Annotated in this window: 22 protein-coding genes; 6 read left to right on the top strand and 16 right to left on the bottom strand. The window is 54.9% G+C overall.

Features of this window, described 5'->3' with window-relative positions; genetic code table 11:
• Positions 1–243: 243 nt before the first annotated feature.
• Positions 244–798, top strand: coding sequence for a gamma carbonic anhydrase family protein (locus AC6I8P_RS01855; protein ID WP_058759903.1), 555 nt, complete (start codon positions 244–246; stop codon positions 796–798).
• Here AC6I8P_RS01855 and AC6I8P_RS01850 read toward each other — a convergent pair.
• From AC6I8P_RS01850 to dprA, 6 genes are read right to left on the bottom strand one after another with little or no spacing between them, the layout of a single operon-like run.
• Complete coding sequence (locus tag AC6I8P_RS01850) at positions 774–1022, bottom strand: DUF1488 family protein (RefSeq protein ID WP_058782018.1); 249 nt, start codon at positions 1020–1022, stop codon at positions 774–776. The two genes, AC6I8P_RS01855 and AC6I8P_RS01850, sit on opposite strands and share 25 nt — an antisense overlap.
• Positions 1019–1837, bottom strand: coding sequence for a shikimate dehydrogenase (aroE, locus tag AC6I8P_RS01845; protein ID WP_058759901.1), 819 nt, complete (start codon positions 1835–1837; stop codon positions 1019–1021). The genes AC6I8P_RS01850 and aroE overlap by 4 nt, the downstream gene beginning before the upstream one ends.
• A gap of 2 nt (positions 1838–1839) precedes the next feature.
• Complete coding sequence (gene tsaC / locus AC6I8P_RS01840) at positions 1840–2415, bottom strand: L-threonylcarbamoyladenylate synthase type 1 TsaC (RefSeq protein WP_058782019.1); 576 nt, start codon at positions 2413–2415, stop codon at positions 1840–1842.
• Between the two features lie 2 nt (positions 2416–2417).
• Positions 2418–2966 carry a DNA topoisomerase family protein gene (locus AC6I8P_RS01835; protein WP_058782020.1) on the bottom strand — a complete coding sequence of 183 codons (549 nt, stop codon included), beginning with the start codon at positions 2964–2966 and terminating at the stop codon, positions 2418–2420.
• A 24-nt stretch (positions 2967–2990) separates the two neighbouring features.
• Entirely contained in the window at positions 2991–3464 is a 474-nt protein-coding gene (smg, locus tag AC6I8P_RS01830) for a DUF494 family protein Smg (RefSeq protein ID WP_031279836.1), read from the bottom strand.
• On the bottom strand, positions 3436–4560 hold the full coding sequence (dprA, locus tag AC6I8P_RS01825; protein WP_058782021.1) for a DNA-protecting protein DprA: 1125 nt from the start codon (positions 4558–4560) through the stop codon (positions 3436–3438). The genes smg and dprA overlap by 29 nt, the downstream gene beginning before the upstream one ends.
• A 115-nt stretch (positions 4561–4675) precedes the next feature.
• On the opposite strand from dprA, the gene def reads away from it, so the two are divergent.
• The 5 genes from def to mscL all read left to right on the top strand — a co-directional run bounded on the left by def (position 4676) and on the right by mscL (position 9413).
• A complete protein-coding gene (gene def / locus AC6I8P_RS01820) occupies positions 4676–5188 on the top strand; it encodes a peptide deformylase (RefSeq protein WP_021508231.1) in 513 nt (170 codons plus the stop codon).
• 21 nt (positions 5189–5209) lie between these two features.
• Positions 5210–6154 (top strand): methionyl-tRNA formyltransferase, encoded by a 945-nt coding sequence (gene fmt / locus AC6I8P_RS01815; RefSeq protein WP_058759898.1) that lies wholly within the window; start codon positions 5210–5212, stop codon positions 6152–6154.
• A gap of 45 nt (positions 6155–6199) precedes the next feature.
• The gene (rsmB, locus tag AC6I8P_RS01810) at positions 6200–7486 is read left to right on the top strand and encodes a 16S rRNA (cytosine(967)-C(5))-methyltransferase RsmB (protein ID WP_127834653.1); all 1287 of its coding nucleotides are present in this window, start codon (positions 6200–6202) and stop codon (positions 7484–7486) included.
• Positions 7487–7517: 31 nt separating this feature from the next.
• Positions 7518–8894, top strand: a complete 1377-nt coding sequence (trkA, locus tag AC6I8P_RS01805) for a Trk system potassium transporter TrkA (RefSeq protein ID WP_021508228.1) — start codon at positions 7518–7520, stop codon at positions 8892–8894.
• Positions 8895–9002: 108 nt separating this feature from the next.
• A complete protein-coding gene (mscL, locus tag AC6I8P_RS01800; protein WP_021508227.1) occupies positions 9003–9413 on the top strand; it encodes a large-conductance mechanosensitive channel protein MscL in 411 nt (136 codons plus the stop codon).
• Between the two features lie 18 nt (positions 9414–9431).
• Here mscL and AC6I8P_RS01795 read toward each other — a convergent pair whose 3' ends face one another.
• The 10 genes from AC6I8P_RS01795 to secY all read right to left on the bottom strand — a co-directional run bounded on the left by AC6I8P_RS01795 (position 9432) and on the right by secY (position 15108).
• Complete coding sequence (locus AC6I8P_RS01795) at positions 9432–9650, bottom strand: alternative ribosome-rescue factor A (RefSeq protein WP_498030929.1); 219 nt, start codon at positions 9648–9650, stop codon at positions 9432–9434.
• 50 nt (positions 9651–9700) lie between these two features.
• Positions 9701–10138 (bottom strand): Zn(2+)-responsive transcriptional regulator, encoded by a 438-nt coding sequence (zntR, locus tag AC6I8P_RS01790; protein ID WP_498030928.1) that lies wholly within the window; start codon positions 10136–10138, stop codon positions 9701–9703.
• A 1-nt stretch (position 10139) separates the two neighbouring features.
• Positions 10140–10511 carry a DnaJ family domain-containing protein gene (locus AC6I8P_RS01785; RefSeq protein WP_150360732.1) on the bottom strand — a complete coding sequence of 124 codons (372 nt, stop codon included), beginning with the start codon at positions 10509–10511 and terminating at the stop codon, positions 10140–10142.
• 111 nt (positions 10512–10622) lie between these two features.
• Positions 10623–11009: a 50S ribosomal protein L17 gene (gene rplQ, locus AC6I8P_RS01780; protein ID WP_003850180.1), complete on the bottom strand. Its 387-nt coding sequence runs from the start codon at positions 11007–11009 to the stop codon at positions 10623–10625.
• A gap of 40 nt (positions 11010–11049) precedes the next feature.
• The gene (locus AC6I8P_RS01775) at positions 11050–12039 is read right to left on the bottom strand and encodes a DNA-directed RNA polymerase subunit alpha (protein ID WP_007891688.1); all 990 of its coding nucleotides are present in this window, start codon (positions 12037–12039) and stop codon (positions 11050–11052) included.
• 25 nt (positions 12040–12064) lie between these two features.
• Positions 12065–12685 (bottom strand): 30S ribosomal protein S4, encoded by a 621-nt coding sequence (rpsD, locus tag AC6I8P_RS01770; RefSeq protein WP_010618555.1) that lies wholly within the window; start codon positions 12683–12685, stop codon positions 12065–12067.
• Positions 12686–12718: 33 nt separating this feature from the next.
• On the bottom strand, positions 12719–13108 hold the full coding sequence (gene rpsK, locus AC6I8P_RS01765) for a 30S ribosomal protein S11 (RefSeq protein ID WP_004160563.1): 390 nt from the start codon (positions 13106–13108) through the stop codon (positions 12719–12721).
• A gap of 16 nt (positions 13109–13124) precedes the next feature.
• On the bottom strand, positions 13125–13481 hold the full coding sequence (gene rpsM, locus AC6I8P_RS01760; protein ID WP_021508223.1) for a 30S ribosomal protein S13: 357 nt from the start codon (positions 13479–13481) through the stop codon (positions 13125–13127).
• Positions 13482–13627: 146 nt separating this feature from the next.
• A complete protein-coding gene (gene rpmJ / locus AC6I8P_RS01755; RefSeq protein ID WP_071813610.1) occupies positions 13628–13744 on the bottom strand; it encodes a 50S ribosomal protein L36 in 117 nt (38 codons plus the stop codon).
• 32 nt (positions 13745–13776) lie between these two features.
• Positions 13777–15108, bottom strand: coding sequence for a preprotein translocase subunit SecY (secY, locus tag AC6I8P_RS01750; protein ID WP_021508222.1), 1332 nt, complete (start codon positions 15106–15108; stop codon positions 13777–13779).
• Positions 15109–15111 lie beyond the last annotated feature (3 nt).

The raw sequence follows: 15111 nt of genomic DNA, 5'->3' as shown, positions 1-15111 counted from the left end.
TCTCCGGCGGGGTGAATCGCTTCACGCCCTGCTGAGCCGCCTGCGTTGCCGCTTTGCCGTCTCAGTGGTGGCGCATTATAGGGATCCGGATTTTTTGCACAACCCCTTTTTTCGATCTTTTTTATCGACTGGCGAGTTTTCACTCTTTTCGCTGCGATCGCGAGCGATCCGCGCAAAAATCAGCTTGTTTACCCGCACCGGAAGCCGCAGGCTAGCGGGAAACATCAGAAAAGGAGAAATAGAATGTCTGTAGCCCTGCGCCCTTATAAGCAACATATTCCCCATACCGGCGAGCGCGTGATGGTGGATAGCAGCAGCGTGGTCGTTGGCGAAGTCGAACTGGCTGATGATGTCAGCATCTGGCCACTGGTAGCAATTCGCGGTGACGTGAATAAAGTGGTGATTGGTAAACGCAGCAATATCCAGGATGGCAGCGTGCTGCACGTTACGCATAAATCCAGCAGTAATCCCGATGGCTTTCCATTGATCATCGGTGAAGACGTGACGGTGGGCCATAAAGCAATGCTGCACGGCTGCACCATTGGCAACCGCGTGCTGGTGGGTATGGGCTCGATCCTGCTGGATGGCGCGATCGTCGAAGATGAGGTGATGATTGGCGCCGGCAGCCTGGTGCCACCTGGTAAACGCCTGCAAAGCGGCTATCTCTATTTAGGCAGCCCGGTGAAGCAGATCAGGCCACTAAGCGAAGCGGAAATAGCCGGACTGCTTTACTCCGCCAGCAATTATGTCGGCTGGAAAGATGAATATCTGGCTCAGGGCAGCCACAGCCAGCCCTGATCGTCGGCCTGCTCCGCCCGGAGCAGCTGTTCCGCCTCTTCCTCCAGATCCCAGCGATGCGCGCTAAACAGCGCCATCGCCTCTCCGGCACCAAAACGCTGCTGCAGCGCCGGCAGCGATATTGCGCAGTTCAGTCCCATACCATTCACTAATACCGGGAACAGCACCGCCTGCAGGACTGCGTCCCAGCTTTCCCGATCGGGAAACTGGATTGCCTGATTCATGCCTGCATCGCCTGTTTAAGTTGATCGATGACCGGCGCGATCTCCGGCATAACGCCATGCCACAGCTGAAACGCATGCGCCGCCTGGCCCACCAGCATGCCGAGTCCATCCGCCAGCTGCTGTGTGCCGTGCTGCTGGCACCACGCCAGAAATGGCGTCAGCCCCTGCTGATAAAACATGTCGTAACAGCGCACCTGCGCATCAATCAGCGTAACCGGCAGCGGCGGCACGTCGCCCGCTACGCCGCTAGAGGTGGCATTGATGATCAGATCAAAACGTTCACCGGCCAGTTGATCAAAGCTCATCGCCTGGATCGCCCCACTGTGCTGGAATAGCTCAGCCAGCTGTTGCGCGCGTTCTGCCGTGCGGTTTACCACCACCAGCGCGCAGCCCGTCGAGAGCAGCGGCAGGATCACCCCACGCGCCGCGCCGCCCGCGCCCACCAGCAGAATACGATCGCCCGGCCGGATCAGCTGCAGCCGTTGCAGATCGCTCAGCAGGCCGATACCGTCCGTGTTATCACCCAGAATCGAACCATCGGCTCTCTTCTTTAAGGTATTTACCGCGCCGGATAATGCCGCGCGTTCGCTGAGCTCATCCGCGAATTCCCATGCCTGCTGTTTAAACGGCAGCGTAACATTGGCGCCTTTGCCACCGGCCGCAAAAAACGCCTCTATCGCCTGCGGGAACCCTTCCAGCGGTGCGCAGATGCGTCCGTAAGGATGTTCAATACCGGTCTGCTCAGCAAAAGCGGCGTGAATAAACGGAGATTTGCTGTGGGCGATGGGATGACCAAAAACGGCAAACTTTTCCATAATCAGCCCTGACGAATGAGTTCACCGCTGATGGCATCGCGGATTTCAGAAGGATTCAGGCGACCGCCGGTGGCCGCCTGCAACACCGGGAACTGCGAGCCAAACTGCTCTGCCACTTCGGCGGCGCTGCGGCACGGCGGCTGACCGGTTAAATTCGCGCTGGTTGAGACCAGCGGCTTGCCAAATCCGCGACACAGCGCCTGGACCTGCGGATGATCGCTGACGCGAATCGCCAGCGAATCAAAGCGGCCGGTTAACCAGCGCGGCGTATGCGGCGAAGCAGGCACCACATAGGTGACCGGACCCGGCCAGCTGGCAAACATACGTTCGCGCTGCAGCACGGTGAGTTCGCGATCGGCAATATAAGGCTCAAGCTGCGTATAATCAGCGGCGATCAGGATCAGCCCCTTTTCTACCGGGCGCTGTTTCAGCTCCAGCAGGGCCATCACCGCGCTTTCGCTGTCCGGATCGCAGCCAAGGCCGAATACGGCTTCGGTAGGGTAAGCAATCACTTGCTGTTGCTGAAGTTGTTCGATGCAGAAGTCGAGGCTTCCGGGTGCATGCTGGCTCTGGTTCATGATCACTCTTCATCCTGGGCGATGGGCTTGCCGCAGCGTTTGCTGGCGCAGAAGCGCTTCATGCCCTGTGCGGTTTTCTTTTCTATTAATAACGGGAACTGGCAATGGGGGCAGACACCTTCCAGCGGCGTGGCGTTGATCGCGAACTGGCAGTCGGGATATCGATCGCAGGCATGGAAGGTTTTGCCATAGCGTGAACGGCGCTGCACCAGCTTGCCGCTGGCGCACTGCGGGCAGGCAATTGCGGTTTCGTCCGGCTTATCGATGGTTTCCGTGTAATCACACTCCGGATAGTGGCTACAGCCGACAAACATGCCGAATCGCCCCTGGCGCAGCACTTTGTCCGCACCACACTGCGGGCAGGCATGGCCTTCCAGCACTTTGACAATATGGCCATCACCCTGACTTTTCAGCGGGCGGATATAGTCACAGGTTGGATAATTCACACAGCCGAGAAAAGGCCCGTGTTTGCCGGCACGTATCACTAATTCTGCCCCGCAGGCGGGGCAGGGATCGTGTTTACGCACGGTAAATAGTGCTGATTTACTCATATTACCGAATGCATTAATCGCAAATTAATGCAGCATACCTTCATTGACGTCGAATAACAGTTCTTCCATCTGCTGATAGGCATTTTCACACCCGGGGATGTTAAACAGCACCATCAGCACCACCCATTTGAGATCTTCCAGATCGAATTCCAGCGTATCAAGCGCCATAACCCGTTCGATGACCATTTCGCGCGTTTCCATATTCAGCACCTGGATTTGTTCCAGGAACAGAATAAAACCACGACACTCGGCATCTAAACGCTGGCTCTCTTCTTCCGTGTAGATTCGCATGGAGAGCGGATCGTTAGCCAGCAACACTGGCGCGACCAGGCCATCCTGATAATCCGCTAACCGCTCAAGCCAATTCAACGCATTGTAGATATCTTCGCGATGAAAACCGGCATCGGTTAAGTCATCGGTCAATTTATCCTGGTCAACGCGCATTTCAGCCTCGTTGTGGATATACGTCTCAAACAAGTACATAAGTACGTCGAACATGGCATGCCCTCCTCAATCGGACATAGCCGCCGGGTACAGCTGCGATCCATCCTGCTAACTCCAGCTCCAGCAATTGCGCTGCGATAACTGGCACAGGTTGGCCGGCACGTTCAGCGACGACGTCAACAGGTGTAACCTCATCACCTACGTTAGCCAACACGCTGGGAAATGGCAATGGCACATCATCACTGAGTTGTGAATATATTGTTTCTGAGATGCTGGCCGGCAACCATTGCAGGGCAGAATGCAAATCCTCAAGGATATTGTTGGGATGCGCCACCAGCAGCGCCCCCTGCTGAATCAGCCAGTGCGTGCCTTCACAGCCAGGGTTACCCAGTGCGCCAGGCAGCGCATACACGTTACGGTTTTGTTCCAGCGCATACCGCGCCGTTACCAGCGAGCCACTCTTCAGTGACGCTTCAACCACCAGCACGCCATGGCTCAGGCCGCTGATAATACGATTACGCCGCGGGAAATTTACCGCATGGGGCGCCATCGACAGCGGCAGTTCTGAAACCAGCGCGCCGCCGCTGGCGATGATCTCCTGTGCCAGCGGCTGATGGCTTTTCGGATAGAGATGATTCAGCCCGCTGCCCAGCACGGCCAGAGTTTTGCCCTGCACTTCCAGCGCGGCACGATGCGCCACGCCATCAATACCGCGCGCCAGCCCGCTGGTGATGGTCAAACCGCTTAGCGCCAGCTGCTGGGTAAACCAGCTGCCCCATTCTCTGCCATACGGTGAACAGTGACGACTGCCGACCACCGCCAACTGCGGGGTCGCCAGTGCAGAGAGGTCACCCGCTATATAAAGGGCAGCCGGATAGCGGCTGATTTCCCGCAGCCGGGCGGGATAATGTGCGTCGGTGCAGGCGATCAGATGATGTTGCGCCTGTTGCAGCCAGCGCTGCGTTTTTTCCAGCTGGCGTGGACAGAGGGCGAGAAACTGCTGCCGCTGCGTGTCGTCCAGCCCGTGCTGCTGCAGCCACGCGTCGTCAACGTGGCTGGCGGCCAGAAGCGCCATGATGAACTGACAGGCGCGCTCACCGCTTAAACCCCAGACGTAAGTCAGCCTGATAATCCTTTCACTGCGTTCCATGCTGCGCTCCCTGTCAGCCGTGCTCTGATGCGGCACAATGCTGTCAATCAAGCCCTAAAAAGTCTACAATATGAGGCAGTAATCTTTTCTTTAACGCATACAGATCTGGATATTTATGTCAGTTTTGCAGGTATTACATTTCCCTGACGATCGCCTTCGCAAAATTGCTGCACCCGTTGCGGCTGTGAATGCTGACGTTCAGCGTATTGTCGACGATATGTTTGAGACCATGTACGCCGAAGAAGGCATTGGTCTGGCGGCGACGCAGGTGGACATTCACCAGCGCATCATCGTGATTGATGTTTCTGAAAGCCGCGAAGAGCGCCTGGTGCTGATTAACCCGGAGCTGCTGGAAAAAAGCGGCGAAACCGGTATCGAAGAGGGTTGCCTGTCGATCCCGGAACAGCGGGCGTTTGTGCCGCGTGCCGAGCGGGTCAAAGTGCGCGCGCTGGATCGCGACGGTAACAGCTTCGAGCTGGAAACCGACGGTCTGCTGGCGATCTGCATCCAGCATGAGATCGACCATCTCGACGGTAAACTGTTTATTGATTATCTGTCGCCGCTGAAGCGTCAGCGTATTAAACAGAAACTGGAAAAACTGGCCCGCCAGAATGCGCGCGCATCCTGAGAGCGAACAGAAGGTTGAACTGTGTCTGCACCGTTAAAAATCATCTTTGCCGGTACTCCTGACTTCGCAGCGCGTCATCTCGACGCGCTGCTTGCTTCTGAGCATCAGGTGGTTGGCGTCTTTACTCAGCCCGACCGCCCTGCCGGACGTGGCAACAAACTCACGCCGGGCCCGGTAAAAGTGCTGGCTCAGGCGCATGATATCCCCGTGTTTCAGCCAAAGTCCCTGAAGCCGGAAGAGAATCAGCAGCTGGTTGCCGGGCTACAGGCCGATGTGATGGTGGTCGTCGCTTATGGTCTGATCCTGCCTCAGGCGGTGCTGACGATGCCGCGCCTTGGCTGCATCAACGTACACGGCTCGCTGCTGCCGCGCTGGCGCGGTGCGGCGCCGATTCAGCGCTCACTGTGGGCCGGCGATAACGAAACCGGTGTGACCATCATGCAGATGGACGTGGGTCTGGATACCGGCGATATGCTGCACAAAATAACCTGCCCGATTAATGCCGACGATACCAGCGCATCGCTGTACGACAAGCTGGCGCAGCTGGGCCCGCAGGGGATGCTGACCACGCTCAGTCTGCTGGCCGCCGGCAGCGCGCAGCCCGAAGTGCAGGATGAGACCCTGGTAACTTACGCGGAAAAGCTCAGCAAAGAAGAGGCACGTCTTGACTGGTCGCTCTCTGCTGTTCAGCTGGAACGGTGCATTCGCGCCTTCAATCCGTGGCCGGTGAGTTATTTCCTCATCGACGATCAGCCGGTTAAAGTCTGGCAGGCCAGCGTGTTACCACACCGCAGCGCCCAGCCGGGAGAAATTCTGCAGGCTGACAAACACGGCATCCAGATCGCGACCGCTGACGGCGTGCTGAATCTGCTCTCACTGCAGCCTGCCGGCAAAAAAGCCATGGCGGCGCAGGATCTGCTCAATTCGCGTCGTGAATGGTTTACACCCGGCACCGTTCTGGCCTGATTCTCCAGCCCGGTTTCCGCCGGGCTTTTTGTTTGATGAATGAATATGAAAAAAGCGACCAACCTGCGCAGCCTTGCCGCGCAACTGATTGAACGCGTGGTGGATAAAGGGGAATCGCTGAGCGCGATTCTGCCCGCTGCGCAAAAAACGCTGGCAAACAACGATGGCGCGCTGCTGCAGGAGTTGTGTTTTGGCGTGACGCGCACGCTGCCGCAGCTGGAAGCGTTGATTAATAAGCTGATGGCGCGGCCGTTAACCGGCAAACAGCGCGTGCTGCACTATCTGATCATGGTGGGCCTGTATCAGCTGCTGTATACCCGCGTTCCGCCGCACGCCGCGCTGGCCGAAACCGTGGCCGGGGCTGAAGCACTGAAGCGGGCAAATCTGAAAGGCTTGCTTAACGGCGTGCTGCGTCAGTTCCAGCGTCAGCAGGACGCACTGCTGGCGGAGGTCAATCAGGGCCCGCAGCGCTACTGGCATCCGGGCTGGCTGCTGAAACGGCTGCAGACCGCGTGGCCGGAGCAGTGGCAGCAGATTGTGGAAGCAAACAATCAGCGACCACCAATGTGGCTGCGCGTGAATCGTCAGCATCACAGCCGTGACGCCTGGCTGGCGCTATTAACTCAGCAGAATCAAAATGCGTTTAGTGCTGACGCGCCGGATGCGCTGCGTCTTGAAGCACCGGCTCCGGTCAGTCAACTGCCAGGCTTTGAGCAGGGCTGGGTGACGGTGCAGGATCTCTCTGCTCAGCGTTGTGCCCTGCTGCTGGCGCCGGAAAACGGCGAAACCATTCTCGACCTGTGCGCTGCGCCCGGCGGCAAAACCACCCATATTCTCGAAATTGCGCCGCAGGCCCGCGTGATGGCGGTGGATATCGATGCGCAGCGCCTTTCGCGCGTGACGGAAAACCTGCAGCGTCTGGGGATGCAGGCTGACGTGCGTCAGGGCGATGGCCGCACGCCAGCGGCCTGGTGCGACGAGCAGCAATTCGACCGCATCCTGCTGGATGCGCCCTGCTCGGCCACCGGCGTTATTCGACGCCATCCGGATATCAAATGGCTACGCCGCGATCGCGATATCGACGAACTCGCCGCGCTACAGCGTGAGATTCTGGCGGCCATCTGGCCACGCCTGAAATCGGGCGGTACGCTGCTTTATGCCACCTGCTCAGTGCTGCCGCAGGAGAACCAGCAGCAGATCGAGGCTTTCCTCGCGACGCATGACGATGCGGTGCCGCAGGCACTGCCACAGGGGCAACTTAACGGCTGGCAGGTTTTCCCTGCCATCGATGGCGGCGACGGTTTCTTCTACGCTAAGCTGATGAAAAAATAGTGCAGCGCACAGTGACAAGAGCAACGTATCCATGAAAATTATTATCCTCGGCGCCGGCCAGGTGGGCGGCACGCTCGCTGAAAACCTGGTGGGCGAAAACAATGACATCACCGTGGTTGATAGCGATCCCTCACGCTTACGCGTGCTGCAGGATAAGTTTGACCTGCGCGTGGTGCAGGGCCATGGTTCGCACCCGCGCGTGTTGCGTGAAGCCGGCGCCGAAGATGCGGATATGCTGGTGGCGGTCACCAGTTCTGACGAAACCAACATGATTGCCTGTCAGATTGCTTACTCGCTGTTTAACACGCCAAACCGCATTGCCCGTATCCGCGCCGCCGATTATCTGCGCGATGCGGAAAAGCTGTTCGTGCCGGAAGCGGTACCCATCGACCATTTGATCTCGCCTGAACAGCTGGTGATCGACAATATCTATCGGCTGATTCAGTACCCTGGCGCGTTGCAGGTGGTGAATTTTGCCGAGGGCAAAGTCAGCCTGGCAGTGGTCAAAGCCTATTACGGCGGACCGCTGGTGGGCAATCCGCTGTCGATCCTGCGTGAACATATGCCGCATATCGATACCCGCGTAGCCGCGATTTTCCGTCAGGATCGTCCGATCCGCCCGCAGGGATCGACGATCGTCGAAGCTGGCGATGAAGTGTTTTTCATTGCCGCCAGTCAGCATATTCGTGCGGTGATGAGCGAGATGCAGCGGCTCGAAAAGCCCTATAAACGCATTATGCTGGTCGGCGGCGGTAATATCGGCTTTGGCCTGGCGCAACGGCTGGAGAAGCAGTACAGCGTTAAGCTGATTGAACGTAATCAGCAGCGCGCAGCTGAACTGGCTGAACATCTGCAGGATACCATCGTGTTCTATGGCGATGCCTCGGATCAGGAACTGCTGGCAGAAGAGCATGTCGATCAGGTTGATCTGTTTATCGCCGTCACCAACGACGATGAAGCCAATATCATGTCAGCGATGCTGGCCAAAAAGATGGGCGCGAAAAAGGTGATGGTGCTGATCCAGCGTCGCGCCTATGTCGATCTGGTGCAGGGCAGCGTGATCGACATTGCGATCTCACCGCAGCAGGCCACGATTTCTGCGCTGCTTGGCCACGTGCGCAAAGCCGATATTGTCGGCGTCTCTTCACTGCGCCGCGGTATTGCGGAAGCCATCGAGGCCATTGCCCACGGTGATGAAACCACTTCGCGCGTGGTCGGCCGCCTGATTGAAGATATTAAACTGCCGCCGGGCACGATTATCGGCGCGGTGGTGCGTGGTGATGACGTGATCATCGCCAATGATAATGTGCGTATTGAGCAAGGCGACCACGTGATCATGTTCCTCACCGACAAAAAGTTTGTGCCGGACGTTGAGCGTCTGTTCCAGCCGAGCCCGTTCTTCCTGTAACGCGTTGTGATTGGGCTGAAGTGAGAGTGGTGTTTAATCCATTGTTATAATGGCAATTACACGAAGGTTTGTTAGACTTTAGCCATTGGCCAAGGCAAGGAGATAACAATGAGTTTATTCAAAGAGTTTCGTGATTTCGCGATGCGCGGCAACGTAGTGGACCTGGCGGTCGGTGTGATCATCGGTGCTGCGTTCGGTAAGATCGTATCGTCACTGGTTGCGAACATCATTATGCCACCGCTCGGTTTACTGATTGGCGGCGTCGACTTTAAGCAGTTTAAATGGGTACTCAAGCCAGCAGAAGGCGATATCCCCGCGGTGGTGATGGAATACGGTAACTTTATTCAGACGGTATTTGATTTCATCATCGTGGCGTTTGCTATCTTCATTGCCATCAAAGTAATGAATAAACTGTATAAAAAGAAAGAAGTGGAAAAACCAGCGCCTAAACCGACTAATGAAGAAGTGCTGCTGACCGAGATTCGCGACCTGCTTAAGCAACAAAATAATAAAGTGTGATGAATAAAAGCCGCCTGTTCAGGCGGCTTTTTTGTCACTAAAGCAGAAGGCCAGAGGTAAACACTGTTGCTTACCGCTGACCTCCTGATTCGCTCCCTTCGCGTGTTTATCTTTACGCCTGTAGCTGCCTTTCCCCTTCTGATTGCGCTCAACTCGCTGGCGATACAGCGGATCGTGTAACAGGGCTTCCAGGGCGTTATCGTTAATTTTGCCTTTTCGATGCTGATAGTGACTCATATCGTCCTCCGGTTAGTGATGGCGCAACTATAGTCCCTGTGCGCCAGAATTCAATCCTTACTACAACAAATTTCAGGATGCGGATCTTCACCGGTTTCCAGTGCCTCGAGGATCGAACAGCAGGCGCTACTGTGGCGGTCGCCACAACAGGTTTCCGCCAGCCGTTGCAGTGAGCGCTGAATGATTTGCAGTTCGCCAATCATACTGTTCACCTCATCCAGCCGTTTCGCCACGATCGCTTTTGACTCTTCACAGGTGTGATGCTCTGGATCGATGCGGATCGACAGCAGGTCGCGGATCGATTCCAGGCTGAAACCAAGCTGCCGGCCGTAACGGATAAAACGCAGGCGCTGCAGATCGTTATCGCTGTACAGGCGGAAGCCGCCCTCGGTGCGTACCTCATGATCCATCATCTGCTGCTTTTCATAAAAGCGAATGGTATCCGGCGTCACGTCCGCCAGTTTTGCCAGCTGGCCAATGCGATACATACTATTTCTCCTGCTGTAGCCGCTGACCGATCGCCGGGCGGTATTCGCCACGCAGAAAATCGGTGCTCATGCCGGCCTGCTGCAGTTTCATTTCCAGCAATGTCAGGCGCTTGGCCAGTTCGCGCGCCTCGTTGTCATCAGGATCGAGTTCGCGAAGCAAATCGCTCAGTGCCAGCGCGTCGCGGCGCATCTCCAGTTCCGGTGGGAGATAGCCGGCGTTTTTCAGCAGTCGCCAGGCACTGCGCAATTCCGCCGGCACACCACAGTCATCGTCCAGCGTGAGCGGCGCACCTTCACCAGGCAGATTGCTCAGCTCACCCTTTTCCTGCGCGGCGCGGATGTGTTGCTCAGCCAGCTGATCGATAAGCCACATAGAAACCTCCTGCAGGCATGTCTGCCAACAGCATAGCGAATGGAGGGGAAATGGGAAGAAATGACAGGCAATAAAAAACCCGCCGAAGCGGGTTTTTTACGTTACTGCAAATTACTCTGCAGCAGCTTCTGCTTGAGCTTCTGGACGATCAACCAGCTCGATGTAAGCCATCGGAGCGTTGTCACCAGCACGGAAGCCACACTTCAGAATGCGAGTGTAACCACCGGCACGGCTCGCGAAACGCGGGCCCAGCTCGTTAAACAGTTTTGCCACGATCTCGTTATCACGAGTACGGGCGAATGCCAGACGACGATTAGCTACGCTGTCGGTCTTGGCAAGAGTAATCAGCGGCTCAACTACGCGACGCAGCTCTTTGGCTTTCGGCAGAGTCGTCTTAATGATCTCATGACGAACCAGAGAACCAGCCATGTTGCGGAACATAGCCTGACGATGGCTGCTGTTGCGGTTCAGTTGACGACCACTCTTACGATGGCGCATGACCTTATCCTTCTCAGTGAAACCTTAACCTGCGATCCGGTTATTCATCAGCAATGCTTGCCGGTGGCCAGTTTTCCAGGCGCATGCCCAGAGACAGACCACGTGATGCGAGCACGTCTTTAATCTCGGTAAGAGATTTTTTACCCAGGTTAGGCGTTTTAAGCAGCTCAACCTCGGTACGCTGTACCAGATCACCGATGTAGTGGATAGCTTCTGCCTTGAGGCAGTTAGCAGAGCGGACAGTCAATTCCAGATCGTCAACAGGGCGCAGCAGGATCGGATCGAATTCTGGTTTCTCTTCTTTGACTTCCGGCTGACGTACATCACGTAAGTCAACGAAAGCTTCCAGTTGTTCTGCCAGGATGGTTGCCGCACGACGAATCGCCTCTTCAGGATCGATTGTGCCGTTGGTTTCCATTTCGATGACCAGCTTGTCCAGGTCGGTGCGCTGTTCTACACGCGCTGCTTCAACATTGTAGGCGATACGGTCTACAGGGCTGTAGCAAGCGTCAACCAACAGACGGCCGATTGGGCGCTCATCTTCTTCCGAATGAATTCGGGCAGAAGCCGGCACATAACCACGACCACGCTGAACTTTGATACGCATGCTAATAGACGCGTTTTCATCGGTCAGATGGCAGATCACATGCTGCGGCTTGACGATTTCGACATCACCGTCGTGGGTAATGTCGGCTGCAGTCACAGGGCCAATGCCAGATTTATTCAGCGTAAGGATGACTTCATCTTTACCCTGAACTCTTACCGCCAGCCCTTTCAGATTGAGCAGGATTTCCAGGATATCTTCCTGTACGCCCTCTTTGGTGGAGTACTCGTGCAGCACGCCATCAATCTCAACCTCGGTCACCGCGCAACCCGGCATGGAAGAAAGCAGAATACGGCGCAGTGCGTTACCAAGAGTATGGCCAAAGCCACGCTCTAACGGCTCAAGGGTCACCTTGGCGTGCGTCGAACTCACTTGCTCGATATCTACCAGGCGCGGTTTTAGAAACTCTGTCACAGAACCCTGCATTGTGTCCTCTCTTTGGTACTAAGCTTTACTTAGAGTAAAGCTCGACGATCAGGTGTTCGTTAATGTCCGCAGACAGATCGGTACGCTCAGGAATACGCTTGAACACACCTTCCATCTTAGTCGCATCAACTTCCAGCCAGGTTGGCTTTTCACGCTGCTCAGCCAGCTCCAGAGCGGCCTTCACGCGAGATTGCTTTTTGGCTTTCTCACGGATGCTTACGACATCATTCGGAGATACCTGATAAGAAGCGATGTTAACAACGCGACCGTTTACCATTACAGATTTGTGGCTAACCAGCTGACGTGCTTCTGCACGAGTGGCACCAAAGCCCATACGGTAAACTACGTTATCCAGACGACCTTCCAGCAGAGCTAACAGGTTTTCACCGGTGTTGCCTTTCAGACGCGCTGCTTCTTTATAGTAGTTACGGAACTGACGCTCCAGCACGCCGTAGATACGACGAACTTTTTGCTTTTCACGTAACTGGCCGCCGTAATCAGACAGACGCGGTTTACGCGCACCATGCTGACCAGGGGCTTGTTCAATTTTGCACTTGGAATCAATCGCGCGAACGCCAGACTTAAGGAATAAGTCAGTGCCCTCACGACGGCTCAGCTTGAGCTTAGGACCCAAATATCTTGCCATTTTCTTTCTCCAACTAACCTAAAAAACGGAACGTTAAACGCGACGTTTTTTCGGCGGACGACAACCGTTGTGAGGGATCGGAGTCACATCAGTAATATTAGTGATGCGGAAACCAGCGGCGTTCAGAGCACGAATAGTAGATTCGCGGCCTGGACCCGGACCCTTAACCATAACTTCCAGGTTCTTAATACCGTAATCTTTCACGGCTTCTGCACAGCGCTCTGCAGCGACCTGAGCAGCAAACGGAGTAGATTTACGTGAACCGCGGAAACCGGAACCACCGGCGGTTGCCCAACCCAGTGCGTTACCCTGACGATCAGTAATAGTAACGATGGTGTTGTTAAAAGACGCATGGACATGAGCCACGCCATCTGAGACTTGTTTTCTTACACGCTTACGTGCACGAACTGGTGCCTTTGCCATTATTTACTCACCCCGATTATTTCTTGATCGGTTTACGCGGACCCTTACGGGTACGTGCGTTGGTCTTAGTACGCTGACCGCGCACCGGCAGACCACGACGATGGCGTAAACCACGGTAGCAACCAAGGTCCATCAGACGCTTGATGCTCAGGGTGATTTCACGGCGCAGATCACCTTCAACAACGAATTTACCAACTGCTTCACGCAGCTGATCAATTTGTTCTTCAGACAGCTCACTGATCTTAACATTTTCAGCGATGCCCGTTTCAGCGCAGATGGCTTTAGAACGGGTTTTGCCGATACCGAAGATCGAAGTTAATGCGATAACGGTATGTTTTTGATCAGGAATGTTAATGCCTGCTATACGGGCCACTATGCACTCCTATAATTAAATAAATGCGTACCATGCTGAAAAGCCCGTTTTCAGGATACTCAAATGGAAACGCATCGACATACAAAAGATTGGCTGGCTAATCTAGCCAGCTCAACCCGACTTTGCAAGAAAAATATGTGACTTAATCAGCCCTGGCGCTGTTTATGCTTAGGCTCGGAGCTGCAGATCACACGTACGACACCGTCGCGACGAATGATTTTGCAGTTACGACATAATTTCTTGACGGAAGCACGAACTTTCATTTTTACTCTCCGTAACTTCTCAAGCTACTGAATTAACGGCCATAGCCTTTCAGGTTAGCTTTCTTCAATGCAGACTCGTACTGACTGGACATCATCAGAGTTTGCACTTGAGCCATAAAGTCCATGATGACAACCACTACAATCAGCAGCGAGGTGCCGCCAAAGTAGAAGGGAACCTTCATGGCATCACGCATGAACTCCGGGATCAGGCAGATAAAAGTAATATACAGTGCGCCGATTAAGGTCAGACGTGTCATTACTTTATCGATGTACTTCGCCGTTTGCTCTCCCGGACGAATTCCCGGTACGAATGCACCAGACTTCTTCAGGTTATCTGCTGTTTCACGCGGGTTGAAAACCAACGCCGTGTAGAAGAAACAGAAGAAGATGATTGCAGTCGCATAGAGTAGCACATAAAGCGGCTGTCCTGGCTGCAAATACAGCGAAATTGTTGTCAGCCAGTTCCAACCGGTACCGCCCCCGAACCAGGATGCTATCGTCGCCGGGAACAGGATAATGCTGGAAGCAAAGATGGCTGGGATTACGCCCGCCATGTTCACTTTCAACGGTAAATGTGTGCTCTGTGCAGCATATACACGACGACCTTGCTGACGTTTAGCGTAGTTGACCACAATGCGGCGCTGGCCACGCTCAACGAAAATAACAAAGAACGTCACTGCAAATACAAGAACTGCAACCAACAGCAACAGAAGGAAGTGCAGGTCGCCTTGCCGCGCTTGCTCGATGGTATGGCCAATGGCCGGCGGTAAACCCGCAACAATACCCGCGAAGATAATGATCGAAATACCGTTACCGATACCTCGTTCAGTAATCTGTTCGCCCAGCCACATCAGGAACATGGTTCCGGTGACCAGACTTACAACAGCGGTAAAGTAGAAAGCAAAGCCTGGATTTAATACCAGGCCCTGCATTCCAGGCATATTCGGCAGACCGGTAGCAATACCGATCGACTGGAATATAGCCAGAACCAGTGTGCCGTAGCGAGTGTACTGGCTGATCTTACGACGACCAGCTTCACCCTCTTTCTTAATCTCGGCCAACGCGGGATGAACCACCGTCAGCAGCTGGATAATAATAGAGGCCGAAATATACGGCATAATACCCAGCGCGAAGATTGAGGCACGACTGAGAGCACCACCAGAGAACATGTTAAACATTTCAATGATGGTGCCACGCTGTTGCTCAAGCAGTTTGGCAAGTACAGTGGCATCGATACCGGGGATTGGAATAAAAGAGCCAATACGGAAGACAATCAGTGCACCGATTACAAACAACAGTCTGCGCTTCAGTTCACCAAAGCCACCTTTGGCACTTTGAAAATCTAATCCCGGTTGCTTTGCCATCTG

The sequence above is a fragment of the gamma proteobacterium symbiont of Lampromicra miyakona genome (assembly GCF_059730895.1).
The sequence above is the reverse complement of the archived record's forward strand: the minus strand, read 5'-3'. Positions and strand labels throughout refer to the sequence as shown.

What these genes read in the sequence shown, in the direction of transcription:
- AC6I8P_RS01855 (WP_058759903.1), top strand. Translation starts at nt 244, where the DNA reads ATGTCTGTAGCCCTGCGCCCTTATAAGCAACATATTCCCCATACCGGC.
- AC6I8P_RS01850 (WP_058782018.1), bottom strand. Translation starts at nt 1,022, where the DNA reads ATGAATCAGGCAATCCAGTTTCCCGATCGGGAAAGCTGGGACGCAGTC.
- aroE (WP_058759901.1), bottom strand. Translation starts at nt 1,837, where the DNA reads ATGGAAAAGTTTGCCGTTTTTGGTCATCCCATCGCCCACAGCAAATCT.
- tsaC (WP_058782019.1), bottom strand. Translation starts at nt 2,415, where the DNA reads ATGAACCAGAGCCAGCATGCACCCGGAAGCCTCGACTTCTGCATCGAA.
- AC6I8P_RS01835 (WP_058782020.1), bottom strand. Translation starts at nt 2,966, where the DNA reads ATGAGTAAATCAGCACTATTTACCGTGCGTAAACACGATCCCTGCCCC.
- smg (WP_031279836.1), bottom strand. Translation starts at nt 3,464, where the DNA reads ATGTTCGACGTACTTATGTACTTGTTTGAGACGTATATCCACAACGAG.
- dprA (WP_058782021.1), bottom strand. Translation starts at nt 4,560, where the DNA reads ATGGAACGCAGTGAAAGGATTATCAGGCTGACTTACGTCTGGGGTTTA.
- def (WP_021508231.1), top strand. Translation starts at nt 4,676, where the DNA reads ATGTCAGTTTTGCAGGTATTACATTTCCCTGACGATCGCCTTCGCAAA.
- rsmB (WP_127834653.1), top strand. Translation starts at nt 6,200, where the DNA reads ATGAAAAAAGCGACCAACCTGCGCAGCCTTGCCGCGCAACTGATTGAA.
- trkA (WP_021508228.1), top strand. Translation starts at nt 7,518, where the DNA reads ATGAAAATTATTATCCTCGGCGCCGGCCAGGTGGGCGGCACGCTCGCT.
- mscL (WP_021508227.1), top strand. Translation starts at nt 9,003, where the DNA reads ATGAGTTTATTCAAAGAGTTTCGTGATTTCGCGATGCGCGGCAACGTA.
- AC6I8P_RS01795 (WP_498030929.1), bottom strand. Translation starts at nt 9,650, where the DNA reads ATGAGTCACTATCAGCATCGAAAAGGCAAAATTAACGATAACGCCCTG.
- zntR (WP_498030928.1), bottom strand. Translation starts at nt 10,138, where the DNA reads ATGTATCGCATTGGCCAGCTGGCAAAACTGGCGGACGTGACGCCGGAT.
- AC6I8P_RS01785 (WP_150360732.1), bottom strand. Translation starts at nt 10,511, where the DNA reads ATGTGGCTTATCGATCAGCTGGCTGAGCAACACATCCGCGCCGCGCAG.
- rplQ (WP_003850180.1), bottom strand. Translation starts at nt 11,009, where the DNA reads ATGCGCCATCGTAAGAGTGGTCGTCAACTGAACCGCAACAGCAGCCAT.
- AC6I8P_RS01775 (WP_007891688.1), bottom strand. Translation starts at nt 12,039, where the DNA reads ATGCAGGGTTCTGTGACAGAGTTTCTAAAACCGCGCCTGGTAGATATC.
- rpsD (WP_010618555.1), bottom strand. Translation starts at nt 12,685, where the DNA reads ATGGCAAGATATTTGGGTCCTAAGCTCAAGCTGAGCCGTCGTGAGGGC.
- rpsK (WP_004160563.1), bottom strand. Translation starts at nt 13,108, where the DNA reads ATGGCAAAGGCACCAGTTCGTGCACGTAAGCGTGTAAGAAAACAAGTC.
- rpmJ (WP_071813610.1), bottom strand. Translation starts at nt 13,744, where the DNA reads ATGAAAGTTCGTGCTTCCGTCAAGAAATTATGTCGTAACTGCAAAATC.
- secY (WP_021508222.1), bottom strand. Translation starts at nt 15,108, where the DNA reads ATGGCAAAGCAACCGGGATTAGATTTTCAAAGTGCCAAAGGTGGCTTT.